At 66.6% G+C, this 23,405-nt stretch carries 22 protein-coding genes; 9 read left to right on the top strand and 13 right to left on the bottom strand.

Features of this window, described 5'->3' with window-relative positions; all coding sequences use genetic code 11:
• The coding region (locus ACCC94_RS14645; RefSeq protein ID WP_413350228.1) for a retention module-containing protein at positions 1 to 341 on the bottom strand (341 nt) is incomplete at its 3' end.
• A gap of 337 nt (positions 342 to 678) precedes the next feature.
• Here ACCC94_RS14645 and ACCC94_RS14650 point away from each other — a divergent pair.
• Genes ACCC94_RS14650 through ACCC94_RS14660 form a run of 3 tightly spaced genes read left to right on the top strand, consistent with a single transcriptional unit; the run spans position 679 to position 5,589 of the window.
• On the top strand, positions 679 to 2,040 hold the full coding sequence (locus tag ACCC94_RS14650) for a TolC family outer membrane protein (protein WP_413350229.1): 1,362 nt from the start codon (positions 679 to 681) through the stop codon (positions 2,038 to 2,040).
• Between the two features lie 32 nt (positions 2,041 to 2,072).
• Positions 2,073 to 4,229 (top strand): type I secretion system permease/ATPase, encoded by a 2,157-nt coding sequence (locus ACCC94_RS14655; RefSeq protein WP_413350230.1) that lies wholly within the window; start codon positions 2,073 to 2,075, stop codon positions 4,227 to 4,229.
• Positions 4,219 to 5,589, top strand: coding sequence for an HlyD family type I secretion periplasmic adaptor subunit (locus ACCC94_RS14660; RefSeq protein ID WP_413350231.1), 1,371 nt, complete (start codon positions 4,219 to 4,221; stop codon positions 5,587 to 5,589). Before ACCC94_RS14655 ends, ACCC94_RS14660 begins: the two co-directional genes overlap by 11 nt.
• Positions 5,590 to 6,133: 544 nt before the next feature.
• On the opposite strand, the gene ACCC94_RS14665 is transcribed toward ACCC94_RS14660, so the two are convergent.
• From ACCC94_RS14665 to ACCC94_RS14690, 6 genes are all read right to left on the bottom strand, one after another.
• Positions 6,134 to 6,775: an NAD(P)-dependent oxidoreductase gene (locus tag ACCC94_RS14665; RefSeq protein ID WP_413350232.1), complete on the bottom strand. Its 642-nt coding sequence runs from the start codon at positions 6,773 to 6,775 to the stop codon at positions 6,134 to 6,136.
• 125 nt (positions 6,776 to 6,900) lie between these two features.
• Positions 6,901 to 7,533: a potassium channel family protein gene (locus ACCC94_RS14670; protein ID WP_413350233.1), complete on the bottom strand. Its 633-nt coding sequence runs from the start codon at positions 7,531 to 7,533 to the stop codon at positions 6,901 to 6,903.
• Between the two features lie 74 nt (positions 7,534 to 7,607).
• Complete coding sequence (gene mmsB, locus ACCC94_RS14675) at positions 7,608 to 8,492, bottom strand: 3-hydroxyisobutyrate dehydrogenase (RefSeq protein WP_413350234.1); 885 nt, start codon at positions 8,490 to 8,492, stop codon at positions 7,608 to 7,610.
• 207 nt (positions 8,493 to 8,699) lie between these two features.
• Positions 8,700 to 9,803, bottom strand: coding sequence for an enoyl-CoA hydratase/isomerase family protein (locus tag ACCC94_RS14680; RefSeq protein ID WP_413350235.1), 1,104 nt, complete (start codon positions 9,801 to 9,803; stop codon positions 8,700 to 8,702).
• A gap of 10 nt (positions 9,804 to 9,813) precedes the next feature.
• The gene (locus tag ACCC94_RS14685) at positions 9,814 to 10,632 is read right to left on the bottom strand and encodes an enoyl-CoA hydratase (protein WP_413350236.1); all 819 of its coding nucleotides are present in this window, start codon (positions 10,630 to 10,632) and stop codon (positions 9,814 to 9,816) included.
• 222 nt (positions 10,633 to 10,854) lie between these two features.
• The gene (locus ACCC94_RS14690) at positions 10,855 to 12,018 is read right to left on the bottom strand and encodes an isobutyryl-CoA dehydrogenase (RefSeq protein WP_413350237.1); all 1,164 of its coding nucleotides are present in this window, start codon (positions 12,016 to 12,018) and stop codon (positions 10,855 to 10,857) included.
• Between the two features lie 196 nt (positions 12,019 to 12,214).
• Here ACCC94_RS14690 and ACCC94_RS14695 point away from each other — a divergent pair, with 196 nt between their 5' ends.
• The 4 genes from ACCC94_RS14695 to ACCC94_RS14710 are packed head-to-tail and all read left to right on the top strand — an operon-like array spanning position 12,215 to position 15,102.
• Positions 12,215 to 13,093, top strand: coding sequence for an AraC family transcriptional regulator (locus tag ACCC94_RS14695; RefSeq protein WP_413350238.1), 879 nt, complete (start codon positions 12,215 to 12,217; stop codon positions 13,091 to 13,093).
• A 39-nt stretch (positions 13,094 to 13,132) separates the two neighbouring features.
• Positions 13,133 to 13,978, top strand: coding sequence for a VanW family protein (locus tag ACCC94_RS14700; protein ID WP_413350247.1), 846 nt, complete (start codon positions 13,133 to 13,135; stop codon positions 13,976 to 13,978).
• A gap of 54 nt (positions 13,979 to 14,032) precedes the next feature.
• On the top strand, positions 14,033 to 14,725 hold the full coding sequence (gene ung / locus ACCC94_RS14705; protein WP_413350239.1) for a uracil-DNA glycosylase: 693 nt from the start codon (positions 14,033 to 14,035) through the stop codon (positions 14,723 to 14,725).
• A gap of 5 nt (positions 14,726 to 14,730) precedes the next feature.
• A complete protein-coding gene (locus tag ACCC94_RS14710; RefSeq protein ID WP_413350240.1) occupies positions 14,731 to 15,102 on the top strand; it encodes a hypothetical protein in 372 nt (123 codons plus the stop codon).
• A gap of 79 nt (positions 15,103 to 15,181) precedes the next feature.
• Here ACCC94_RS14710 and ACCC94_RS14715 read toward each other — a convergent pair whose 3' ends face one another.
• From ACCC94_RS14715 to ACCC94_RS14730, 4 genes are read right to left on the bottom strand one after another with little or no spacing between them, the layout of a single operon-like run.
• Positions 15,182 to 16,702 carry a tripartite tricarboxylate transporter permease gene (locus tag ACCC94_RS14715; protein ID WP_413350241.1) on the bottom strand — a complete coding sequence of 507 codons (1,521 nt, stop codon included), beginning with the start codon at positions 16,700 to 16,702 and terminating at the stop codon, positions 15,182 to 15,184.
• 10 nt (positions 16,703 to 16,712) lie between these two features.
• Complete coding sequence (locus ACCC94_RS14720; protein WP_413350242.1) at positions 16,713 to 17,180, bottom strand: tripartite tricarboxylate transporter TctB family protein; 468 nt, start codon at positions 17,178 to 17,180, stop codon at positions 16,713 to 16,715.
• Between the two features lie 49 nt (positions 17,181 to 17,229).
• Positions 17,230 to 18,207: a Bug family tripartite tricarboxylate transporter substrate binding protein gene (locus ACCC94_RS14725; protein ID WP_024765527.1), complete on the bottom strand. Its 978-nt coding sequence runs from the start codon at positions 18,205 to 18,207 to the stop codon at positions 17,230 to 17,232.
• A 32-nt stretch (positions 18,208 to 18,239) separates the two neighbouring features.
• A complete protein-coding gene (locus ACCC94_RS14730) occupies positions 18,240 to 19,529 on the bottom strand; it encodes an OprD family porin (protein WP_413350243.1) in 1,290 nt (429 codons plus the stop codon).
• 286 nt (positions 19,530 to 19,815) lie between these two features.
• On the opposite strand from ACCC94_RS14730, the gene ACCC94_RS14735 reads away from it, so the two are divergent.
• Both ACCC94_RS14735 and ACCC94_RS14740 read left to right on the top strand, forming a co-directional pair.
• Positions 19,816 to 20,487: a response regulator gene (locus tag ACCC94_RS14735; protein ID WP_184587232.1), complete on the top strand. Its 672-nt coding sequence runs from the start codon at positions 19,816 to 19,818 to the stop codon at positions 20,485 to 20,487.
• The gene (locus ACCC94_RS14740) at positions 20,480 to 21,886 is read left to right on the top strand and encodes a sensor histidine kinase (protein WP_413350244.1); all 1,407 of its coding nucleotides are present in this window, start codon (positions 20,480 to 20,482) and stop codon (positions 21,884 to 21,886) included. The genes ACCC94_RS14735 and ACCC94_RS14740 overlap by 8 nt, the downstream gene beginning before the upstream one ends.
• Positions 21,887 to 22,046: 160 nt before the next feature.
• Here the strand turns inward: ACCC94_RS14740 and ACCC94_RS14745 are convergent, their stop codons facing one another.
• Positions 22,047 to 22,883: an HDOD domain-containing protein gene (locus ACCC94_RS14745; protein WP_413350245.1), complete on the bottom strand. Its 837-nt coding sequence runs from the start codon at positions 22,881 to 22,883 to the stop codon at positions 22,047 to 22,049.
• 46 nt (positions 22,884 to 22,929) lie between these two features.
• Positions 22,930 to 23,405 (bottom strand): YgfZ/GcvT domain-containing protein (locus ACCC94_RS14750; protein WP_413350246.1); only part of this gene is annotated, 476 nt, incomplete at its 5' end.

Raw genomic sequence — 23,405 nt, forward strand, 5'->3', positions numbered from 1 at the left:
GCGCTCGGGCCTGCGGCGGTGGGGGCCAGCGCCTGGGTCGGGTCGAGGCCGGCGGCGATGGCTTTCTGCAGGTCTTCGGTGCTCGGCGCGTTGGCCGGCTGAGCGGCAGTGTGATGCGTCTCGGCCTGCGGCAGGTCGGCACTGCTCCACTGGCTGTCGCGGCCCAGGTCGACCAGCCTGCCCTTGCCGACGTCGAGGGTCACCGCGCCGGCCGCGCCGGTGAGCAACTGCTCGCCCTGGTAGATGCGATCCCCTTCGACCAGGACGCGCTGGGCGCCTTCGGGGGATACCGCAATCACTTGGCCGATGATGCTTTTTACGACGGCGACGACGCTGCTCATGCACTTCTCCTGGTGAGGCTTGCCTGGTTGCCGACCGGCCGCAGGTGAGGTCGGCTCAGGAGGCATTCCCTTGTCTGTAAGAGCAAAAAGTTGGCGTCAAAAACATGGCTTATAGCGGATGGAAATTACGTATATGCCAATGTATTGACCATTCGATTGCCATCCTAAACAATTGGCAAATCGATGTCACTTTGATATCGATGCGCCGCCTAAAAATATTTAGCGTGAAATTGGTCACGCTTTTTGATGCTTTCCTTGCAGCCATTCGCCGGTCTTTTGACGCTGATTGCGGCAATCGAATCGCTGCGGCTATCTCACTGATAAGGATGTTTTCCTCATGCGCATGCGATTCGCTCAAGCCGTGCCCTTCGCCCTGGCTTTCGTCATTCCCGTTGCCCTGCCGGTGCAGGCCGACACCCTCAACCAGGCCATGCAGAAGGCCCTGGAGTACCACCCGGAAATCCAGGCAGGCGTGAATTCCCGCCTGGCAGCGGACAAGCAGCTGCGCGCCGCCAAGGGTGGCTACCTGCCGTCCGTCGACCTGACCGCCGGTTACGGTCGTGAAGGCTCCGACAACACCACTACCCGTGGCCAGGGCGACCACTGGGAAACCCTGAACCGTGGCGAATCCAACCTCGCCCTGCGCCAGATGGTGTTCGACGGCTTCGCCACCTCCAGCGAAGTCGGTCGCCAGCAGGCCAACGTGAACTCCCGCGCCTATGCGCTGCTGGGCACTTCCGAGCGCACCGCGCTGAACGTCGCCCAGGTCTACACCGACGTGCTGCGTCGCCAGGAGATGGTTCGCCTGGCCGAGGAAAACCTGAAAAGCCACCAGCGCGTCTACGACCAGATCAGCCTGCGCAGTTCCCGTGGCGTCGGCCGCCTCGCCGACCAGGACCAGGCCGAAGCCCGCCTGGCCCAGGCGCAGAACAACCTGATGACCGAGAAGACCAACCTGGCCGACGCGCGCACCAACTACTACAGCGTGGTGGGCAGCGACCCGGTGGAACTGAGCGAGCCGACCGGCCTGGCCGGCCAGTTGCCGGAAGACCTGCAGGCCGCCCGCCGCCAGCTGGTGGAAAACAGCCCGATCCTGCGCTCGGCCGAATCCGACGTGGCCGCCGCCGAGAAGCAGTACGACGCGGCGAAATCGACCTTCTATCCGAGATTCGATGCAGAACTTTCCAAGGGTGCCGATAACAACCTCGACGGCGAGCAAGGCCACAACAACGAATGGCAGGCCATGCTGCGCATGCGCTACAACCTGTTCGCCGGCGGCAGCAACAAGGCGGAGCTGGAAGCCAAGTCCTACGAGGCCAACCAGGCCCTGGACATCCGCAACAACGCCCTGCGCCAGTTGAACGAGGAACTCGGATTGTCCTGGAACGCCCTGAACAACGCCCGCGACCAACTGCCGATCGCCCGCCAGTACGTGGACTACAGCACCCGCGTGCGCGAGGCCTACCAGAAGCAGTTCACCATCGGCGAGCGCACCCTGCTCGACCTGCTGGACAGCGAGAACGAACTGTTCAACGCTTCGCGCCGCCTGGTCGACCTGAAGTACACCGAGCTGTTCACCCAGTACCGCATCAAGGCCACCCTGGGCGAACTGCTCAAGAGCCAGGGCGTGGTCGCGCCGATGGCCGCGGTGGCTTCCGAGGACGTCAAGCCGAAGGTCCAGCTGCCCGGCCTGAACTGAGTCGCCCCTAACCTGCCCGAGAGAGCCTCCGCGTGGATCAAGAAGTCAGCGCCGTACCCCTAAGCCACGATCCGCGCGGTCTGCTCGATGACCCGCTGCTGGACAGCCTGCTGACGCTCTGTCAGCTGCACCAGAAGCCGGCCAGCCGCGCCATGCTCACCAGCGGCCTGCCGCTGCCCGGCCAGCGCCTGTCCGCCGAGCTGCTGCCCCGTGCGGCGGCTCGCGCCGGCCTGCAGGGGAGACTGTTGCAGCGCAGGCTGGAGCAGATTCCTGCACTGGCCATGCCGGCCATGCTGCTGCTGCGCGAAGGGCGCTGCGCGGTGCTGCTGGGTTGGGAAAGCAATGGCGATGCGCGCCTGCTGCTGTCCGAGAGCGACGGCGGTGAAGTGCGGGTCACCCGTGAGCTGCTCAGCGAGGACTATGCCGGCCAGGCGTTCTTCGCCCAGCCGCAGCACAAGTTCGACCTGCAGCACGGCGAACTGATCCCGCGCGCCAAGAGCTGGTTCCGCGACACCCTCAAGCGTTCGCGCTGGCTCTACGTCGATGCCGTGGCCGCAAGCCTGCTGATCAACCTGATCGCCCTGGCCGCGCCGCTGTTCGTGATGAACGTCTACGACCGCGTGGTGCCCAACCAGGCCGCCGCGACGCTCTGGGTGCTGGCCATCGGCATCAGCGGCGCCTACCTGTTCGACCTGCTGCTCAAGACCATGCGCGGCCTGTGCCTGGACCTGGCCGGCAAGAAGACCGACCTGATCATCTCGGCGACGCTGTTCGAGCGCATCGTCGGCATGAGCATGAAGTACCGCCCGGCGCGGGTCGGCTCGTTCGCCCAGAACATCCACGAATTCCAGACGCTGCGCGACTTCCTCAACTCGCTCACGCTCACCACCCTGATCGACATGCCCTTCACCCTGCTGATCCTGCTGGTGATCGGCATCATCGGCGGGCCGCTGGTGTTCGTCCCGCTGGTCGCCTTCCCGCTGGCCGCGGGCCTTGGCTGGCTGCTGCAGAAGCCGCTGGTGGAGACCATGAACCGCACCATGGCGCTGGCCGCCGAGCGCCAGTCGAGCCTGATCGAGACCCTCGCCAGCCTCGACGCGGTGAAGGTCAACAACGCCGAAAGCGAGCGCCAGTACCTCTGGGAGCAGACCATCGGCACCCTCAGCCGCCTGGAACTGCGGGTCAAGCTGCTGTCGACCCTGGCGATGAACATCACCGTGCTGATCCAGGCGCTGGCCGGGGTCGTCATGATCATCGGTGGCGTCTACCTGATCATCGCCGGCGACCTGTCCATGGGCGGCCTGATCGCCTGCTACATGCTCAACGGCCGCGCCCTCGGCCCGCTGACCCAGCTCTCCGGGCTGATCCAGCGCTACCAGCAGGCGCGCCTGTCCATGGCCACCACCAACCAGATGATGGAACTGCCGCAGGAGCGCAGCGCCGACGAACGTCCGCTGACCCGCTCGCAACTGCGCGGCGGCATCGAGATGCGCGGCCTCGACTTCGCCTACCCGAACCAGCAGGTGGCAGCGCTGCACGGCATCAACCTGCAGATCCGCGCTGGCGAGAAGGTCGGCATCATCGGCCGCAGCGGCTCGGGCAAGAGCTCCCTGGCCAAGCTGATCGTCGGCCTGCACCAGCCCGACAACGGCAACCTGCTGGTGGACAGCGCCGACGTGCGCCAGCTGGACATCAGCGACCTGCGCCACAACATCGGCTACGTGCCTCAGGACATCAGCCTGTTCAGCGGCACCCTGCGCGACAACCTGGTCAGCGGCGCGCGCTACATCGATGACCAGCGTGTACTGGAAGTCGCCGAGCTGACCGGCGTGAACGAGTTCGTCCGCCTGCACCCGCAGGGCTACGAACTGCAGGTCGGCGAGCGTGGCCACAACCTCTCCGGCGGCCAGCGGCAGAACGTCGCCCTGGCTCGCGCACTGCTGCTCGACCCGCCGATCCTGCTGCTGGACGAACCTACCAGCGCCATGGACAACGCCGGCGAAGAGCGCCTGAAGCAGCGCCTGCAGGCGATCATGGGCGAGAAGACCCTGCTGCTGGTGACTCACCGTGCCTCCATGCTCAGCCTGGTGGATCGCCTGGTGATCGTCGACAAGGGCCGCATCATCGCCGACGGTCCGAAGGATGTGGTCATGGATGCATTGAAGAAGGGGCAGATCAGTGTCGCTTAATCCTCCGGGCGGTATCCGCCATTCTGTCCGTGGCTATTTCAAGGGCGGCGACAGTCTCTCCGGCCAGCCGCTTCCGGAGGTCAGCAAGGCGCTGATCGAGGACGCGCCGCGGGTGGTGCGCCTGACCATCTGGATTCTCATCGGCTTCGTGGCCTTCCTGCTGCTGTGGGCGCATTTCGCGCAGATCGATGAGGTCACCCGCGGCGAGGGCAAGGCGATTCCCTCGTCCAAGGTGCAGAAGATCCAGAACCTGGAAGGCGGCATCGTCTCGCAGATATTCGTCCACGAAGGGCAGGTGGTGCAGGCCGGCGAGCAGCTGATGCGCCTGGACCCGACGCGCTTCCAGTCCAACGTCGGCGAGACCGAGGCCGACCGCCTGGCGATGTTCCTGCGCGTGGAGCGCCTCTCCGCCGAGGTGGAAGAGCGCCCGCTGAACATCCCCGACGATGTGCGTGCCAAGGCGCCGGGCCAGACCAGCAGCGAAGAAGCGCTGTTCCACAGCCGCCAGCAGCAGCTCAAGGACGAAACCGACGGCCTGCAGCAACAGCTGGTGCAGAAGCAGCAGGAACTGCGCGAGTTCGTCTCCAAGCAGGCGCAGTACCGCAACAGCCTGAACCTGCTGCGCCAGGAAATCTCCATGTCCGAGCCGCTGGTGGCGCAGGGCGCGATGTCCCAGGTGGAGCTGCTGCGGCTGAAACGTGGGGAAGTAGAGAACCGTGGCCAGCTGGATGCCACCACCCTGGCGATCCCGCGTGCCGAAGCGGCGGTGAAGGAAGTGGAACGCAAGGTCGCCGAGACCCGCTCGCGCTTCCGCAGCGACGCGCTGAAGGAACTCAACGAAGCCCGCACCGAACTGAGCAAGGCCACGGCCACCGGCAAGGCGCTGGAAGACCGCGTCAGCCGCACCCTGGTCACCTCGCCGGTGCGCGGCATCGTCAAGCAGCTGCTGGTGAACACCATCGGCGGCGTGATCCAGCCGGGCAGCGACCTGATCGAGATCGTCCCGCTGGACGACACCCTGCTGGTGGAGGCGCGCATCCGGCCCCAGGACATCGCCTTCCTGCGTCCCGGCCAGCACGCCATGGTCAAGTTCACCGCCTACGACTACACCATCTACGGCGGCCTGCAGGCGGACCTGGAGCAGATCGGCGCCGACACCGTCACCGACGAGGACGGCAACAGCTTCTACCTCATCAAGCTGCGCACCCGCAAAAGCCACCTGGGCACGGACGACAAGCCGCTGCTGATCATCCCCGGCATGATTGCCACGGTGGACATCATGACCGGCAAGAAGAGCATCCTGAGCTACCTGCTCAAGCCGATTCTGCGGGCCAAGGCAGAGGCGTTACGGGAGCGCTGATTGCCGCGTGCGACCCAACGAAACGGGCCACCCAAGGGTGGCCCGTTTCGTTTTAGCGCGCCGTAGGAGCGGACTCTGTCCGCGATGGCTTCCGGCGCGATGCGGAGCTATCGCGGACGGAGTCCGCTCCTACCCAGGGGCTCGACACCGGCGTCCCGCTATGCCCGCCATCGCGTCCATGGGACGCCCCTACACGTCGGTTCCGGTATACGTAGGGGGCAACTGTCTCTTCTGATAGTTCGTGCCTTGGATTTGCCCTCTCCCTAACCCTCTCCCTGAAGGGAGAGGGGACTGGTTGGGTGCCGGCTGAATCCACAGTGTCAGCCGGCTCAGATAGCTCCCTCTCCCTTCAGGGAGAGGGCGGGGGGAGAGGGCGCGCCCGAGCGCAGATGCATCTCTGGATCTCTATCCTCGATGCCGTTCGGGGTGATGCGGACCTGTCGCGACGGAGTCCGCTCCTACCCACAGTCCTAGCACCGTCGTCTCCCATGCCGCGATCGCGCCCATGGGCGCTCCTGCAGGTCGGCTGCGGTGTCAGCGACGATCAATATGCCACGGTGAACCGCTGCCGATGATGGTTGGCCTGCTCGGCCTCGTCGATCATCGCCACCGCCAGGTCGGGCAGGGAGATGCGGCTCTCGCCGTTGCCATCGAACAGCACCTGGTCGCTGCCGAGGCGGAAGCTGCCGGTGCGGGTTTCGCCATCGAGCAGCATCGCCGGGCTGAGGAAGGCCCAGTCCAGTTCCTTCTCATCGCGCAACTGATCCAGTGCGTCGGCCGCGCCCAGCGCGCCCTGCTTCCACTGCTCGGGGAATTCCGGGCTGTCCACCAGGCGCTGGCCAGGGGCGACTTCCAGGCTGCCGGCGCCGCCGAGCACCAGCAGGCGCTTCACGCCGGAAGCCTTCACTCCGTCGAGGATGGCGCGGCTGCCCTTGGCATGGGCGTCACGGATGTCCGGATTGCCCCAGCCGGCGTTGAACGCGCTGACCACGACATCCTGGCCGGCCACGGCGCGGGCCACCTGGGCCGGGTCGTAGACGTCGGCCTGCACCACCTTGAGGTTTTCACGCTCCGGCAGTTTCGCCGGATCGCGTACCAGTGCGGTCACCTGGTGGCCGCGGCGCAGGGCTTCTTCGAGGAAGTAATGGCCAACGTGGCCAGTGGCGCCGATCAGAGCAATGTTCATGGAATCACCTGTTCATGGGAGGAAGTACCGAGCCTGCGAAGGCCGGCAGGTGACTCATCATCGGCCCGGTGCGCCTGCGGATAAAGCTAGGTGTGCGCCATGGACTCGTAAGCGTGGCTTCACAATCAATCCGGATCGTCCTGATTCATCAGGCCCAGGCCGCGTGCGACGGCCACCGCCATGAACAGCACGCCCATGATGGCTTCGCTGCCGGCCAGCAGGCGTGCCAGGGGATGCACCGGCACTATGTCGCCGTAGCCGATGGTGGTCAGGGTGATCATGCTGAAGTAGACGAAGCCGGCCATGTCCAGCGGTCCGTTGCTGGACTGGAAACTGCGAGGGTACAGGTGCTCGATCAGGTTGTAGGTCAAGGCGAAGCACAGGACGAAGTTCAGGTAGAGCGCGCAGAGCCCGTAGAGCAGTTCGCGGGTCACCGGGCGCTGCTGGGTCACGCGGTGGAAGAGGCTGATGGCCAGCAGGAGGATGAAACCGATCTGCGGAATTCCTTTCCTGAGCAGCGGGTGGAAGTGCCAGGAGTCCGGGACGAAGGCCAGGCACAGGCTCAGCGCCCCCATGCCGCTGAGGAGGTAGAACCATCGGAAGTGGCTGCGCACGGTGTTCAGCCCGGCGAGGACCATCAGCAGCAGGCTGGCCAGTTCCAGGGCGATCGGCGGGGAAGGAACCGCCATGACCAGCAGTAGCAGCAGAACGCTGTTGAGCAGCAGACGAAAGCGATAGTGCGACAGGAATTGCTTCAAGGCGGTAGCCCGACACGGCCAGCGGGAGGCTGGTCAGTCTGGTGCAGCTCCTCGTCGGACTTCCATGCCGGGCCCTAGGAATCGAACAGCTTCTGCACGACGGAAAAGTCCTGTTCTCCGTGGCCCTGCTTCACCAGCAGCCGGTACAGCGCCAGGGCCAGGCTGCCCATGGGCGTGCTGTTGCCGCTGACCTGCGCGGTTTCCTGCGCCAGACCCAGGTCCTTGGTCATCAGCGCGGCCATGAAGCCGCCGCTGTAGCCGCGCGAAGCGGGGGCGTTCTCCATGACGCCGGGCCAGGGGTTGTACACCTCCAGCGCCCAGTTGCCGCCGGAGCTGCGCCGCATGATCTCCGACAGCACCACCGGATCGAGGCCATTGGCAGCGCCGAGCGCCAGGGACTCGGCGGTGCCGATCATCAGCACGGCGAGCAACTGGTTGTTGCACACCTTGGCCACTTGCCCCGCGCCGTCGCCGCCGGCGTGGAAGATGTTGCGGCCCATGGCGGAAAACACCGGGCGCGCACGCTCGAGCACCTCGGCATCGCCGCCGACCATGAAGGTCAGGGTGCCGGCGATGGCGCCGCCGGTACCGCCGGACACCGGGGCGTCGAGCAAGGGGATCTGCCTTTCGGCCGCCGCTTGATGCACCTTGCGCGCCGAGGCGGGGGCGATGGTGGAGCACTCCAGCACCAGGGTGCCGGGCTCGATGTGCGCGAGCAGGCCTTCGTTGCCCAGGTAGAGCCCTTCGACGTGCTGGCTGGCCGGCAGCATGGTGACCACCACGTCGGCGCCGTCCACTGCGTCGTGGGCGCTGCGCGCGGCACTGGCGCCCTCGGCGATCAAGCCGTCGATGGCGCTCTGCACCAGGTCGAACACGCGCAGCAGGTAGCCGGCCTTGATCAGGTTGGCGGCCATGGGAGCGCCCATGTGGCCGAGGCCGATGAAGGCGATGGTTTGCATGCTGGTTTCCTCCTGTTGGACCACAGAACACACCGGTGCCAGCAGACAGTTCCTAATTCGAGGCAGGCAACGGTTCTCGTAGGGCGTATAACGCGCCAGCGTTATCCGCCGCTTGGTCGGCGGCGGATAACCTGTTCCAGGTTATGCGCCCTACGCTGCTGGTTCGCGAGCAAGCTCGCTCCTACAAGAGAGGAAGCAGGCGGCGGATCAGAGGTCCGCCAGCGGATGCTCGCCCTCCCAGGTCGCGTCGAAGTGCGCATTCACCACTGCATCAGGTATGGCAGCGATATCCGGCCAGTGCCAGTGCGGGGTGTTGTCCTTGTCGATCAGCCGGGCGCGCACGCCCTCCGGGAATTCCGGGTGGCGGCAGCAGTTCAGGCTCATCGCGTACTCCATGCGGAACACCTCGGCAGTCGACAGGTGGAGCGCGCGGCGGATCTGTTCCCAGACCAGATGGGCGGTCAGCGGGCAACCCGAGGCGAGGGTCTTTGCCCCGCGGGCGATCAACGCGTCCTCGTCGTTGACCAGAGCGGTCAACGCGTTCCAGGCCTCGGCGATGTTGGCGCTGTCGAGCACCGCGTCCAGGCGTGCGCGGCGCGGCAGCAACTGGGCTTCGGGCAGTTCGCCGCGGGCTTCATGTTCCAGTGCCTGGAGCAGGCTGTGCAGTTGCACGTCGGCCTGCTCGCGCCAGTTCAGCTGCACCAGGCCTTCGATCAGGTCGTCCTGCTGGGTGTCGAGCAGGAAGCGGTCGGCGAGGTCCAGGTCCAGCGCATCACGCGCGTTCATCTGCGTGGCGGTCAGGCCGAGGAACAGGCCGAGGCGGCCGGGCAGGCGGGCGAGGAACCAGCTGGCGCCGACGTCCGGGTACAGGCCGATGTTCACTTCCGGCATGGCCAGGCGGCTGCTCGGCGTGACGATGCGCACGCCGGCGCCCTGCATCAGGCCCATGCCGCCGCCCATCACATAGCCGTGGGCCCAGCAGATCAGCGGTTTGGAATAGGTGTGGATGAGGTAGTCCAGGCGGTATTCGTCGGCGAAGAAGCGGCGCGCCAGCTCCGGCACCTCACCGGGTTTCTCGCGGCAGGCATCGACCAGCTTGCGCACGTCGCCGCCGGCGCAGAAGGCCTTGCCGCCGTTGCCGCGCAGCACCACGCAGGCGATCTGCGCGTCGTCCTGCCAGACGCGCAGCTGGTGGTTCATCGCCTCGATCATCGGCAGGCTCAGGGCGTTCAGGCTCTTCTCCGCATCCAGCGTCACCACGCCGATGCGGAAGCCGTGCAGGCCGGGGCGTTCCTCGAACATCACATTCATGGTCAGGACCTTATTGGTTGCGCCAGTGCGGATCGCGTTTTTCCAGGAAGGCGTTCACGCCCTCGCGGGTGTCGTCGGCGTCGAACAGGTCGACGAAGCGCTCGCGTTCTTCCGGCAGCCAGGTGCTCGGACCGCGCTCGCGGGCGCCCTGGATCAGCGGCTTGATGGTGCGTACCGCCACCGGGCTCTGCCGCGCGACCTTGGCCGCCAGCAGCAGGGCGGTGCCGCGGGCTTCGCCGGTATCGACGACCTGCTCGACGAGGCCGATGCGCAGCGCGGTGTCGGCATCGACGCGCTCGCCGCAGAGGATCATGCGCTTGGCCCAGCCTTCGCCGACCAGCCAGGGCAGCGCCTGGGTGCCGCCGGCGCAGGGCAACAGGCCGACGGTGGCTTCGGGCAGGGCCATCTGCGCCTGGCGTTCGGCGATGCGGATGTCGCAGGCCAGGGCGCATTCCAGGCCGCCACCCATGGCGTAGCCGTTGATCGCGGCGATGGATACGCCACGGAAGTCGCGCAGTGTCTCGAAGGCTTCGCCGAAGCGGCGGGCCATCTCGCGGGCGCGGGCCTTGTCGCCGTCGGCGAACATGTTCAGGTCGGCGCCGGCGGAGAAGAATTTCGGCCCCTGGCCGGTCACCACCAGGGCGTAGATGTCGTCGTCGCGGTTCAGGTGCTCGACCACCTGGCGCAGGCCGATCAGCGAGTCGCGGTCCCAGGTGTTGGCCGGCGGGTGGTTGATGGTGATCAGCGCGGTGTGGCCGTGTTTTTCCACGGTCAGCTTGTGGGTCAGGTCGAAGACTCCGGGCTTGTAGGGCTCGATGGCGTTGCTCATGGGCATCTCCTTGTCGGTGCCGCCGGCGGGCGGGCGTATGGGCATGGACTCTAGGCGCGCGCGGCGGCGCGCGTCCATGTCCGATCTGTTCGATTGCGCCCGCTCGGGCGGGCGGTTTTTCCAGTGCAGTAGCTGTGTGCTTTTCGTAGGAGCGAGCTTGCTCGCGAACATGCCCCGCTGCGGAATTGGTTCGCGAGCAAGCTCGCTCCTACACAAGAGCCTTCAGAGCAGGCGGTCCAGCATCCCACCCTGTTCCAGCAGGCGGCGCGCGACTATGACCCGCATGATCTCGTTGGTGCCTTCCAGGATCTGGTGCACACGGCTGTCGCGCACCCAGCGCTCCAGCGGGTAGTCGTTGAGGTAGCCGTAGCCGCCGTGCAGCTGCAGCGCCTCGTTGCACAGGGCGAAGCAGCGGTCGGTGGCGAAGCGCTTGGCCATGGCGCAGTAGAGGGTCGCCTCGCCGTCCTTGTGATCCAGCTTGTGCGCGGCCAGGCGGACCATCTGCCGGCTGGCGGTGAGGTCGGTGAGCATGTCGGCGAGCTTGAACTGCAGGGCCTGGAATTCGGCCAGCGCCTTGCCGAACTGCTTGCGTTCCTCGACGTAGCGCAGCGACTGCTCCAGCGCCGCCTGGGCCGCTCCGAGCGAGCAGCTGGCGATGTTCAGGCGGCCGCCGTCCAGGCCCTTCATGGCGTAGACGAAGCCCTGGCCCTCGGGGCCGATGCGGTTGCCGGCAGGGACGCGCACGCCTTCGAAGGTGATGGTGCGGGTCGGCTGTGCCTTCCAGCCCATCTTGTCCTCGTTGCGGCCGTAGCGGATGCCCTCGGCGTTGGCCGGCACCAGGAAGCAGGAGATGCCCTTGGCGCCTTCTTCGCCGGTGCGCGCCATGACGATCAGCACGTCGGTGGAGCCGGCGCCGGAGATGAAGGTCTTGGCGCCATCCAGCACGTACTCGTCGCCGTCGCGCTTGGCGCGGGTGCGCAGACGCGCGGCGTCGGAGCCGGCATCCGGCTCGGTGAGGCAATAGGAAGCCAGCAGTTCGCCACCGATCAGCCCCGGCAGCCACTGCTCCTTGAGCGCGGCATCGCCGAAACTCGCGAGCATCCAGCTGGCCATGTTGTGGATGGTCATGTAGGCCGTGGTGGCGACGCAGCCGGCGGCCAGTTGCTCGAAGATCAGCGAGGCGGACAGTCGCGAGAGGCCCAGGCCACCGTCTTCCTCGGCGATGTACAGGCCCAGGTAGCCCTGCTCGGCGGCGCGGCGGATCACCTCTACCGGGAAGTGGTGCTGGCGGTCCCAGTCGGCGGCGTGGGGGGCCAGTTCGCGGCTGGCGAAGGCGCGGGCGCTGTCCACCAGCAGGCGTTGTTCTTCGGACAGATCGAAATGCATGCAGCTACCTCTGTTGTTCTTGTTGGCTACAGCTTCGCGCTTGTGGCGCGTGCTCTCCTGGGCAAAGGCGCTCCTGGTTAAAGAGTCTCGCGGGTGAGGAGTTCTCCGGTTATAGCCGTTGCGCCTGCCGCTGTGGATTGACGATCTTGTGCAGTGGATGGACGATCTTGGTATTACCGATCCTGGATTCCTGCCCATGTCCCGTCCCCTGACCTCCACCTGGCCGTTGCCGCAACAGGGCGTGCGCTTCATCACACCGCCGCGCCTGCGCCGCGCGCTGGATCGCCATTCGCTCGGCCAGGCCTGCTATCCATTGGCCCTGGGCTATTACCCGGCGGCGGTGGGGCACCGGATGGAGCGGGAAGCCCCGGACGATCACCTGCTGATCTACTGCAGCGCCGGGCACGGCTGGCTGGAGACGGCGGATGGACGATTCGAGGTCGCTGGTGGCGATCTGCTGGTGTTGCCCAAGGGCCGCCCCCACGCCTATGGAGCCGACCCGCAGCGTCCCTGGTCGATCTTCTGGGTGCATCTGGACGGCCGGCTGGCCGAAGAATTCCTGCGCCCGCTGGGCAAATCGCCGCGCCTGCGGGTGGGCGTGCAGCCGCGCATCCTCGGGGAATTCGATGCGTTACTGGCGCTGCGCCGGCAGGGGCTGAGCCTGCCGCACTTCATCCACGCCGCCCACCTGCTGCAGAGCCTGCTGACGTCGCTGGCCCTGCGCCCGGCGCGGGCAAGGCTGAAGTCCGGGCGGGTGCTGGACGTGGAGGCAGTGCAGGCGATGATGCGCGAGCACCTGCACGATGCCCTGAACCTCGACGAGCTGGCCGCGCAGTTCCGCCTGTCGCGTTTCCACTTCGCCAAGACCTACCGCGCGCTGACCGGCCAGGCGCCGATCCAGGATTTCATCCGCCTGAAGATGACCCACGCCTGCCGCCTGCTCGACCAGGGCAACCTGGAGGTGCGCCAGGTCGCCGAGCAACTCGGTTATGCCGACCCGTACTACTTCTCGCGGCTGTTCAAGAGCGTGGTGGGCATGGCGCCCAGTCATTACCGGGCACTGCATCGGGGATAGACTTGGCGTTTGCATTGAGCCGCAGGGAGCACCATGGCAATGCGCAAGCCCCTTTCCCTCTACCACCCCTGGCTCTATGCCTTGCGGGTCTGGCAACGCCGCCTGGTCCGGACTTGCCGCTGGTATGTGTCGAATACGCCGTATGCGCGGCGTCGGTCCAATGCGCGCTTGCCTTATCGCTATATCAAACACACTTCCAAACTGATCCGGAAACTCGGCGCCAGCGACCTGGCGCTGCAGTACAACAAGGTGGTCAACCTGCGCTTGGCAGTCGACTGCATGAACGGCGTGGAGATAGGCCCCGGCGAGTACTTTTCCTTTTGTCGTCTGCTGGGGCACCCCACTGCACGCCGTGGTTTTGTGGAAGGCATGGAATTGTCCTTCGGTGAAGCCCGAAGGGGGATTGGCGGCGGTATCTGTCAGTTGAGCAACCTGATCCATTGGATGGCCTTGCATTCGCCCCTGCAGGTCGTCGAGCGCGCCAATCACAGCTTCGATCCCTTCCCCGACGAGGGCAGGATTCTACCGTTCGGTTCGGGAGCGGCGATTTTCTACAACTTCATCGACCTGGTGCTGTTCAACCCCACGCAGCAGACATTCCAGCTCGATCTGCGGGTTGCCGAGCATCAGTTGGAGGGCATCCTGCTCAGTAGTACCGAGCGACCTTTCCGCTATCACGTCTACCAGCGCAACCATCGTTTCCTGCAAGCCGGCGAATGTGTTGTGCGGGAAAACGAAATCTGGCGCGATATTCGAGAGAAAGGTCAGCGAGGGGCGTTGCTCCAGAGCGAATGCCTGTATCGCAATCGCGTGCGGGTGAAGTACCCGGTCGCAGACGAACAGCTCTCCGGCGCTGGGGTCCGTGAGCAGCTCACGCCGCCTTGACTTGGCCGGGGCGCTTGCTTAGCGTGCCGGTTCGTTTCACCAGGCAGACGCACCATGACCAACGACGACCGGATCAAGCTGGAACCCAGCTGGAAAGAAGCCCTCCACGAGGAATTCGAAAAACCCTACATGAAGCAGCTGGGGGAGTTCCTGCGCGCGGAGAAGGCCGCCGGCAAGGTGATCTTCCCGCCCGGTCCGCTGATCTTCAATGCGCTGAACAGCACGCCGCTGGAGCGCATCAAGGTCGTCATTATCGGCCAGGATCCTTACCACGGCCCCGGCCAGGCCCACGGCCTGTGCTTCTCGGTACAGCCGGGCGTGCCGACGCCGCCGTCGCTGCAGAACATCTATAAAGAGCTGCAACGCGACCTCAACCTGCCGATCCCCAATCATGGTTACTTGCAGCACTGGGCCGAGCAGGGCGTGCTGCTGCTCAACACCTCGCTCACTGTCGAACAGGCCCGCGCCGGTTCCCACGCCCAGGCGGGCTGGGGCCCGTTCACCGACAAGGTGATCGAAGTGGTCAGCCAGCGTTGCGAGAACCTGGTGTTCCTGCTCTGGGGCTCCCACGCGCAGAGCAAGCAGAAGCTGATCGACGCGCAGAAGCACCTGGTGCTCAAGTCTGCGCACCCGTCGCCGCTGTCGGCGTATCGCGGCTTCCTCGGCAACGGCCACTTCAGCCGCACCAACAAGTTCCTCGAACAGCACGGCCTGACCCCCATCGACTGGTCGCTGCCGCCGGTGTGATGCCAATGCTCCGGCGCGCTTGGCTGGCGATCCTGCCGGGCCTGCTGCTCGGCACGAACTGCCTCGCCGCCGGTTCCCCCCTCGACGACTATCGCTCCAGCGAGTCTATTCACGGCCTGTACGAGATTGGCCAGGCGGCCCGCGCTTTCGTGGCCGTCGAGAACGCCCGCAACGGCACGGACTGGGCAGTCGCCGAACCCAATCTCAAGACGATCGTCGCCCGCTGCTCGGTTCCGCTGGATGCCCGCTGGGGCGAGATCCGCCTGTTCGCGCCGGACGGGCGCGAGCTCAGGCGCAGGGTCGTTGAAGTCGTCTGCGCCAAGCCAGTCAGTGGCAAAAGCTGGAAGGTTTCGCTGCGCGCTTCCCGCGCCTCTTGATCCCCCACAAAAAAAGAGGCCCGCACAAAGGCGGGCCTTGAAAGTCGCCGCGCGTCTCGACGCGGCGAGCGTGGTTGCGTTACGCGGCGTCAGCCACTGCCTCGCGGGAGCGGCGGGCGCGCTTGCGCCAGGCGCGCAGCAGCGGCAGGCCGAGCATGACAGCGACCAGCGCCCAGGTACCGATGGCGATGGGGCTGGACCAGAGGATGCCCAGTTCGCCGTTGGAGATCGACAGCGCGCGGCGCAGGTTCTGCTCCATCAGCCCGCCGAGGATGAAGCCCAGCAGCAGCGGTGAGAGCGGGAAGTCCAGCTTGCGCAGGATGTAGCCGAGGATGCCGATGGCGACCATCAGGAACAGGTCGAAGGTGGTGGCGTGCACGGCGTAGACGCCGATCGCGGTGATGATCGCGATGCCCGGCACCAGGGCCCAGTTCGGCACCGCGAGGATGCGGGTGAACACCCGCACCATCGGCACGTTGAGGATGATCAGCATGACGTTGGCGATGAACAGCGAGGCGATCAGGCCCCAGACGATGTTCGGCTGTTCCTGGAACAGCAGCGGGCCGGGGGTGATGTTGTACAGGCTGAGCGCGCCGATCATCACCGCGGTGGTGCCCGAGCCGGGCACGCCGAGGGTCAGCATCGGCACCAGGGCGCCGCAGGCGGAGGCGCCGATGGCGGTTTCCGGGGCGGCGAGGCCGCGCAGGTCGCCCTTGCCGAACTTGCCCGAGTCGCCGGCCATTTTCTTCTCGGTCATGTAGGCCACGGCGCTGGCCAGGGTCGCACCGGCGCCGGGCAGCACGCCCATGATGAAGCCGAGCAGGCCGCAACGGACATTGACCACGGCCACCGAGGCCGCTTCCTTCATGTTGAACAGCATGCGTCCGCTGGCCTCGACCATCTTGTGGCCGTGGTGGGTCTTCTCCAGCAGCAGGAGGATTTCGCTCACCGAGAACAGACCCAGCACCAGCACGACGAACTGGATGCCGTCGGAGACGTGGATGTTGTCGAAGGTGAAGCGGTACACGCCGCTGTTGGCGTCGATCCCGACGCTGGACAGGAACAGCCCGAGCAGCGCCGCCAGCAGCGTCTTCAGCGGCCGGTCGCCGGCCAGGCCGCCGAGGGCGACGATGGCGAAGACCATCAGCACGAAGTATTCCGCCGGGCCGAAGGCGATGGCCCATTTCGCCAGCAGCGGGGCGAACAGCACCATGCCGCAGGTGGCGATGAAGGCGCCGATGAAGGAGCTCCAGGCCGACAGCGACAGGGCCACGCCGGCCAGGCCGTTGCGGGCCATGGGGTAGCCGTCGAGGGTGGTCATCACGGTGGAGGCTTCGCCGGGGATGTTCAGCAGGATGGAGGAAATCCGCCCGCCGTATTCGCAGCCCAGGTACACGGCGGCCAGCAGGATCAGCGCCGATTCCGGCGGCAGGCCGAGGGCGAAGGCCACCGGGATCAGCAGGGCCACGCCGTTGATCGGGCCCAGGCCCGGCAGCAGGCCGACGACGGTGCCGATCAGGGTGCCGATCAGCGCGGTGATGAGGTTGTAAGGGCTCAGGGCGACGCCGAAGCCTTGCCCGAGGTAGCTCAATGTTTCCATGACGGTTTCCTCAGAGCAGGGGATCGAGGATGCCCAGCGGCAGCGGGACGTCCAGGGTGCGGTCGAACAGCACGTAGAGGCCGATGGCGAGCAGCGTTGCGGTGATCACGCTGGCCACCGGGCGGCCGCCGTAGATCAGCGCGATGAAGGTACCGATCATCGCGCTCGCCGGGATGAAGCCCAGCGGCTCGAACAGGCCGGCATAGACCGCCAGCAGGACGACGCAGAGCACCACCTTGCCCAGCAGGGCGCCTTCCAGCGCGGGCTCGTCGTCCTCGCGCTTGATCGGCGTGGGCCGCGCGATCAGCCAGGCCAGGCCCACGGTCATCAGGCCCAGGCAGAGCAGCGGGTAGGCGCGCGGGCCGACCGGTTCGTAGGAGAAGGGCGCCTGGAGCTGCCAGGCGATCAGGGCGAAGGCGACGCAGGCGAGCAGCCAGGCGCCGGCGAACAGCCGCTGGAAGAGGCTGGTACGGGACATGGGGAGTCTCCTTGCGCCGCCTTTGCGGAAGGCGGCGCTGCTCGGGGCGTTACTGGATGAGGCCGAACTCGCGGGCCAGCTGCTTGTACTGGGCGACCTGCTGCTTCACGTAGGCGTCCAGCTCCGGGCCGGTCATGGCGAAGGGGAACAGTTCGCGCTGGTCGCGCAGCTTGGCGAAGTCTTCGGAGGCCAGCAGTTTGTCGAAGGAGGCCTTCCAGAACTGGTAGTCCTCGTCGCTCACCTTCGGACCGACATAGAAGCCGCGCACCACCGGCCAGACGATGTCGAAGCCCTGCTCCTTGGCGGTGGGGATGTCGGCCATGCCTTCATCCTTCAGGCGCTCCTCGGCGAACACCGCGAGGATGCGCATCTTGCCGGCGCGGATGTGCGGCATGGAGTCGGAGATGTCCGTGCTGCCCACCTGGATGTGCCCACCCAGCAACGCCGTGGCGATCTCGCCGCCGCCTTCCAGGGCGACATAGCGCAGCTGCTTCGGATCGATGCCGGCGGCCTTGGCGATCAGCGCGGTCTGCATCCAGTCCTGGCTGCCGACGGTGCCGCCGGAGCCGATCACCACCTTGCCGGGGTCGGCCTTGAGTGCAGCCACCAGGTCGCCGAGGTTCTTGTACGGCGAGTCGCTGGGCACGGCGATGGCGCCGTAGCTGGTGCCGACGGCGGCCAGCCATTTCACGGCGTTCTCGTCGAAGCGGCCGAACTTGCCCTGCGCCAGGTTCAGCAGCGAGCCACTGGAGAAGGCGGTGATGGTGTTGCCGTCGGCCGGACGCTGGGCGACCACCGCGTTGTAGGCCACGGCGCCGACGCCGCCGGGCATGTAGGTGACGCGCATCGGCTTGGTCAGCAGCTTCTCGTCCACCAGGGCGCTCTGCGCCAGCTTGCAGGTGAGGTCGAAGCCGCCGCCGGGGGAGGCCGGGGCGATGCATTCCGGGCGCTTGGGCTCGGCCATCAGTTGGCTGGCGGCGAGCAGGGTGGCGCCAGCGAGGGTCAGGTTGCGCAGGACGGTGGACATGGTGGGATTCCTCTCTCTTGTTGTTCTTCGGGTTACCAGATCGCCAGGGAGTAGCTGAGGTAGATGCGCGTCTCGTCGGCGTCCCGCGCGAAGCTCGAACGGTAGGTGGCGTTACGCACGCGCACCGCGACGTCCTTGAGCGGGCCGCTCTGGATCACGTACTTGATGTCGGTGTTGCGCTCCCATTCCTTGCCGTGACCGTCCATGCCCGTGATTCTGGCATTGTCGCCGCTGATGTAGCGATTCATCAGGGTCAGGCCGGGAATGCCGAGCTTGGCGAAGTCATAGTCGTGGCGGACCTGCCAGGAGCGCTCGTCGGTTTCGGCGAAGTCGCCGACCTGGACGAAGTTGACGAGGTAGGGGTTGCTGCCGTCGATGTAGGGGAAGGCGCTGTCGCCGCTCATCCGCTGCCAGCCGAGGCTGAACTTGTTGGCACCCAGGGCGTAGCCGAGCATGCCGTTGAAGGCGCGGTTGTCGATCTCGCCGCCGCGCGCTTCGCCCTGGTCGTCGCTGATGGCCAGGCGCACGTCGGCGCTGAACTTGCCAGGGCCGAGCGGGTAACTGGCGAGCAGGCCGACGAAGTGCTGGCGGTACACCTCGTCCAGCTGCGCGTAGTGGTAGCGGCCGGTGAGGTTGTCGGTGAGCTTGTAGTCGCCGCCGGCCAGGTCGTAGTGCTTGCCCTCGGCGCTGCCGCCGGAGAAGCGGCGGTTCTTGTTGTTCAGCGCGAGGTCCTGCCAATCGGTGGAGTCGCGGTCCTTGACCTTCTCCAGGCGCCCGCCGGTGAAATTCAGGCCGGGCAGGTCGGTGGAGTTGAGCAGGCCGCCCTCGAAGGTCTGCGGGAACAGGCGGCTGTCGTTGGGCTGCAGGGTGGGCAGGTCGGGGATCAGGCTGCCGATCTTCAGCTCCGTCTCGGAGGCCTTGAACTTGGCGGTCAGGCCCAGCTTGCTGTACTCGTCGGCGGCGCGGCCGTCATCGTGGGTCGGCAGCAGGCCGGTGCCGGTGCGGTCCGGGGAAGAGTCGAGCTTGAGGCCGAGCATGCCCATGGCATCGAGGCCGACGCCGATGGTGCCGGGGGTGTAGCCGGACTGGAAGTCGAGGATGAAACCCTGCGCCCATTCCTCGCGCTTGGACTGGCCGGCGCCGTCGCGGAAGTCGCGGTTGAAGTAGATGTTCTGGGTACTGAGCGTGGCGCTGCTGTCTTCGATGAAACCGGCGGCCTCGCACAGCGGGGCGACTCCGGCGAATGCCAGCAGGGTAGGGGTCAGACGAATCGCAAAGGGCTTGCGAAAGGCCGGTGCAGCCAAAGGCCGGGCGGTGGGCATCTGTGGTCTCCGTTCTTGTTGTTGTCGCGAAAGGGCACCACGCCGCCTTCCGCTCTGTTGACGGTCTTTGCCGTCGTCGAGTCCGCTGCTCCTACCGTTGCGCCTGGGCAATGGGCGCTGGAAAGTCCGGGGTTGGGAGGCGGCTCGTTGGCGATGCTAACGGGCTAAGCTTTCGCCAGGCTTTCAGTCTCCTTTCGCAGTGATTTCAGCGAATTTCCCCCATTCACAGCGGCTCGCGGATGGGTAAACTGCCGGCCCGAACCTGTAGTCCGAGGGGTAGAAACGCGTGCGAATCCTCCTGGTAGAAGACCATCCGCAACTCGGCGAAAGCGTGGCCCAGGCGCTCAAGGGCGCCGGCTGGACCGTGGACCTGCTGCAGGACGGCGTGGCCGCCGACCTGGCGCTGGCCAGCGAGGACTACGCGCTGGCGATCCTCGATGTCGGCCTGCCGCGGCTGGACGGCTTCCAGGTGCTGGCGCGCCTGCGCGAGCGCGGCAAGACCCTCCCCGTGCTGATGCTCACCGCCCGCGGCGAAGTGCGCGACCGCGTGCACGGGCTGAACCTCGGTGCCGACGATTACCTGGCCAAGCCCTTCGAACTCTCCGAGCTGGAAGCGCGGGTGAAGGCTCTGCTGCGCCGCAGCGTGCTGGGCGGCGAACAGCAGCAGCGTTGCGGCGAACTGGTCTACGACCTGGGTGCGCGGCGCTTCACCCTGGCCGAGCAGGCTATGAACCTGACCTCCCGCGAGCAGGCCGTGCTGGAGGCGCTGATCGCCCGGCCTGGGCGGGTGATGAGCAAGGAGCAACTGGCGGCGCAGGTGTTCGGCCTGGACCAGGACGCCAGCGCCGACGCCATCGAAATCTACGTTCACCGCCTGCGCAAGAAGCTCGAGGGCAGCTCGGTGCGCATCGTCACTTTCCGTGGCCTGGGCTATCTGCTGGAAGCCCAGGATGGCTGAACGGCGTTGGGTGCTCCCTGGCACGGGCAGCCTGCGCGGGCGGCTGCTCTGGCGCCTCGGCGGCCTGCTGCTGGTGCTGCTGCTGATCGGCAGCGCCGCCACCTACTGGCGGGCGCGGCACGCGGCTGACATCGCCTATGACCGCACTCTGCTGGCTTCCGCGCGGGACATCGCCGACGGTCTCTATGCCAGCGACGGCACGCTGCGCGCCAATGTGCCCTACGTGGCGCTGGACAGCTTCGAGTACGACAGCGCCGGGCGCATCTTCTACCAGGTGATCGACCCCCAGGGGCACATGATCTCCGGCTACGAGAACCTCCCGGCGCCGCTGCCGACCACGCCGCGCACCGACGATTACCCGGCGCTGGCCAAGTTCTACGACGCCACCTACGAAGGCCAGGGTGTGCGGGTGGTCAGCCTGCTGCAGCCGGTGAGCCAGCCGACGGTCAGCGGCATGGCGGAGATCCGCGTCGCCGAAACAATGGGCGCCCGAGAACGGCTGGCGCGCAACCTGCTGGCCGACACCCTGCTCAACCTCGCTCTCTCGGCCATCGCCGCGCTGATGATGGTCTGGTACGCGGTGAGCGCCGGCCTGCGCCCGCTGGATCGCCTGCGCGAAGCAGTGGAGGAGCGCCAGCCGGACGACCTGCGGCCGCTGCCGGAAGTCCGCGTTCAGAAGGAGTTGCGCCCGCTGGTGGCGGCGCTCAACCACTTCACCGTGCGCCTGCGCGGGCTGTTCGACCGGCAGTCGCAATTCATTGCCGAGGCGTCCCATGAACTGCGTACGCCGTTGGCGGCACTCAAGGCGCGTCTGGAGCTGGGGCTGCGCGAGCAGGACCCGCAGCAATGGCGCGCGACCCTGGTGGACGCCGTGCAGAACACCGACCGGGTGACCGGGCTGGCCAACCAGTTGCTGTCCCTGGCGCGGGTGGAGAGCGGCGCCCGCGCCATCGCTGAGGGCGCAGGGGAGAGCATCGAGCTGGGCCAGTTGGCCCGCGAACTCGGCCTGGCGCTGGCGCCGCTGGCCTATTCGCGCGGCGTGGCGCTGGCGCTGGAGGCGGACGAGCCGGCCTGGGTGAAGGGCGATCCGACCCTGCTCAACGAGCTGCTCAGCAACCTGGTGGACAACGCCATCGCCCACGCCCCGGCGGACGGCAATGTGATCATCCGCGTGCGCTCGCCGGCGGAGCTGGAGGTCGAGGACGACGGCCCCGGCATCCCGCCGGAGGAGCGCGACAAGGTATTCCGCCGCTTCTATCGCCGTCGCCAGCAGGGCACCGGCCTGGGGCTGGCTATCGTCGGCGAGATCTGCAGCGCGCACCGGGCGCGGATCGAGCTGGGGCAGGGCGAGTTGGGCGGGTTGTTGGTGCGGGTGACTTTCCCGGCAGAAAACGCCTGAGGCAGAAGCGCGAAACCCGCCGGAGAGGGCGGGTTTCGAAGTGGGCGAGGGTTTTTCGTAGGAGCGAGCTTGCTCGCGAACCTATCGGCAGCGAAACTCCTTCGCGAGCAAGCTCGCTCCTACAGGTTGACCGCTGCCGCCGGCTCGCCTTTGACGTCGCTTACTGCAGCATGCTCATCGCCGCTTCCATCGCGGCGGAGAGGTCTTCGTCTTCCTTCACGTCCGCCGTCGGGTCCAGGCCCAGCTTGGAGAAGGCCGGGATGGTCGCCCAGTCCAGCTCGGTATAGGGGTGCTGGCTGCCGAGGTAGCTCTGCAGGGTGGCGACCTGGACGATGTCCACGTAGTCGACCTTGGCCGAATCGCGGCTGAAGTCCAGGTGCTGGCCGGGCACGGCGGCGATCGGCGCGGGGAAGTCCCAGGCCTTGAGGATGCGGTCGCCGATGATCGGGTGGATGCGCTCGATCACGTGGTTGAGGCTGATGGAGTCGGCCAGCAGCTCGCTGTGCTCCTCGGCGTAGGTGAGGATCGGCAGCACGCCGATCTGGTGCACCAGGCCGGCCAGGGTCGCCTGGTCCGGCGCCAGGCGGGTGTAGTGGCGGCACAGGGCGTGGCAGATGCCGGCGATCTCGGTGCTCTTGTTCCACACCTCGCGCATCTTGCGGTCGACCACGTCGGAGGTGGCCTGGAACATCTGCTCCATGGCAAGGCCCGTGGCCAGGTTGCAGGTGTAGTTGATCCCCAGGCGGCTGATCGCCATCTGCAGGTCGTTGATTTCCTTGTTGGTGCGCAGCAGCGGGCTGTTCACCACCTTGATGATGCGCGCGGTCAGCGCGGCGTCGTTGCCGATCACCTTGCTGAGGTCCTGGATGCTGATGTCCGGGTCTTCCGCCGCCTCGCGAACGCGCAGGGCGACTTCCGGCAGCGTCGGCAGCACCAGCTCATCGTTGTCGATGGCCCGCAGCAGTTCCTGTTGTACTTTTTCGGCAAGCTTGCTCATGCAGTGTCCTTCAGGGAAAGCCGGGCTCCCCGCCCGGCACGGAAATTCAGCGCTGGATCTCGCGGTCGCTGTCCAGAACGTAAGGCAGGTCCAGCAGGCGCAGGGGCTGGTCCTCGCCCAGGCGGACATTGCCGTCGGCTGCGGCATCGTCCTGCAGCACGGCGAGCAGCTCCACGCCGTCGCTCGCGCGGGCGGCCAGTACCACTTCGCCGACGCTGGTGGAGTGCACCGGCGAGAACAGTTCGCGGCCCGGCTCCGGCAGTTCGGCGCCGTCGAGTTTCAGGCGCTGCAGGCGACGCTTGAGGCGGCCCAGGTACTGCATGCGGGCGACGATCTCCTGACCGGTGTAGCAGCCTTTCTTGAAGCTCACGCCGCCCACTGCCTGCAGATTGATCATCTGCGGGATGAACAGCTCGCGGGTAGCGCCGAACACCTGGCCGACGCCGGCGCGAACCTGGCCGAGCAACCAGTCGTTGAGCTCGGCGTGGGGCAGGCGGGCCTGCAGCAGGTCGGCGATGGCCG

It is taken from the genome of Pseudomonas sp. Pseusp97 (genome assembly GCF_047304025.1).
In the GTDB taxonomy this organism is placed as follows: domain Bacteria; phylum Pseudomonadota; class Gammaproteobacteria; order Pseudomonadales; family Pseudomonadaceae; genus Pseudomonas.

Excerpts from the sequence above, each read along its gene's own strand:
- ACCC94_RS14650 (WP_413350229.1), top strand. The coding sequence starts at position 679 with ATGCGCATGCGATTCGCTCAAGCCGTGCCCTTCGCCCTGGCTTTCGTC.
- ACCC94_RS14665 (WP_413350232.1), bottom strand. The coding sequence starts at position 6,775 with ATGAACATTGCTCTGATCGGCGCCACTGGCCACGTTGGCCATTACTTC.
- mmsB (WP_413350234.1), bottom strand. The coding sequence starts at position 8,492 with ATGCAAACCATCGCCTTCATCGGCCTCGGCCACATGGGCGCTCCCATG.
- ACCC94_RS14680 (WP_413350235.1), bottom strand. The coding sequence starts at position 9,803 with ATGAATGTGATGTTCGAGGAACGCCCCGGCCTGCACGGCTTCCGCATC.
- ACCC94_RS14685 (WP_413350236.1), bottom strand. The coding sequence starts at position 10,632 with ATGAGCAACGCCATCGAGCCCTACAAGCCCGGAGTCTTCGACCTGACC.
- ACCC94_RS14690 (WP_413350237.1), bottom strand. The coding sequence starts at position 12,018 with ATGCATTTCGATCTGTCCGAAGAACAACGCCTGCTGGTGGACAGCGCC.
- ACCC94_RS14695 (WP_413350238.1), top strand. The coding sequence starts at position 12,215 with ATGTCCCGTCCCCTGACCTCCACCTGGCCGTTGCCGCAACAGGGCGTG.
- ACCC94_RS14700 (WP_413350247.1), top strand. The coding sequence starts at position 13,133 with ATGCGCAAGCCCCTTTCCCTCTACCACCCCTGGCTCTATGCCTTGCGG.
- ung (WP_413350239.1), top strand. The coding sequence starts at position 14,033 with ATGACCAACGACGACCGGATCAAGCTGGAACCCAGCTGGAAAGAAGCC.
- ACCC94_RS14710 (WP_413350240.1), top strand. The coding sequence starts at position 14,731 with ATGCTCCGGCGCGCTTGGCTGGCGATCCTGCCGGGCCTGCTGCTCGGC.
- ACCC94_RS14715 (WP_413350241.1), bottom strand. The coding sequence starts at position 16,702 with ATGGAAACATTGAGCTACCTCGGGCAAGGCTTCGGCGTCGCCCTGAGC.
- ACCC94_RS14720 (WP_413350242.1), bottom strand. The coding sequence starts at position 17,180 with ATGTCCCGTACCAGCCTCTTCCAGCGGCTGTTCGCCGGCGCCTGGCTG.
- ACCC94_RS14725 (WP_024765527.1), bottom strand. The coding sequence starts at position 18,207 with ATGTCCACCGTCCTGCGCAACCTGACCCTCGCTGGCGCCACCCTGCTC.
- ACCC94_RS14730 (WP_413350243.1), bottom strand. The coding sequence starts at position 19,529 with ATGCCCACCGCCCGGCCTTTGGCTGCACCGGCCTTTCGCAAGCCCTTT.
- ACCC94_RS14740 (WP_413350244.1), top strand. The coding sequence starts at position 20,480 with ATGGCTGAACGGCGTTGGGTGCTCCCTGGCACGGGCAGCCTGCGCGGG.
- ACCC94_RS14745 (WP_413350245.1), bottom strand. The coding sequence starts at position 22,883 with ATGAGCAAGCTTGCCGAAAAAGTACAACAGGAACTGCTGCGGGCCATC.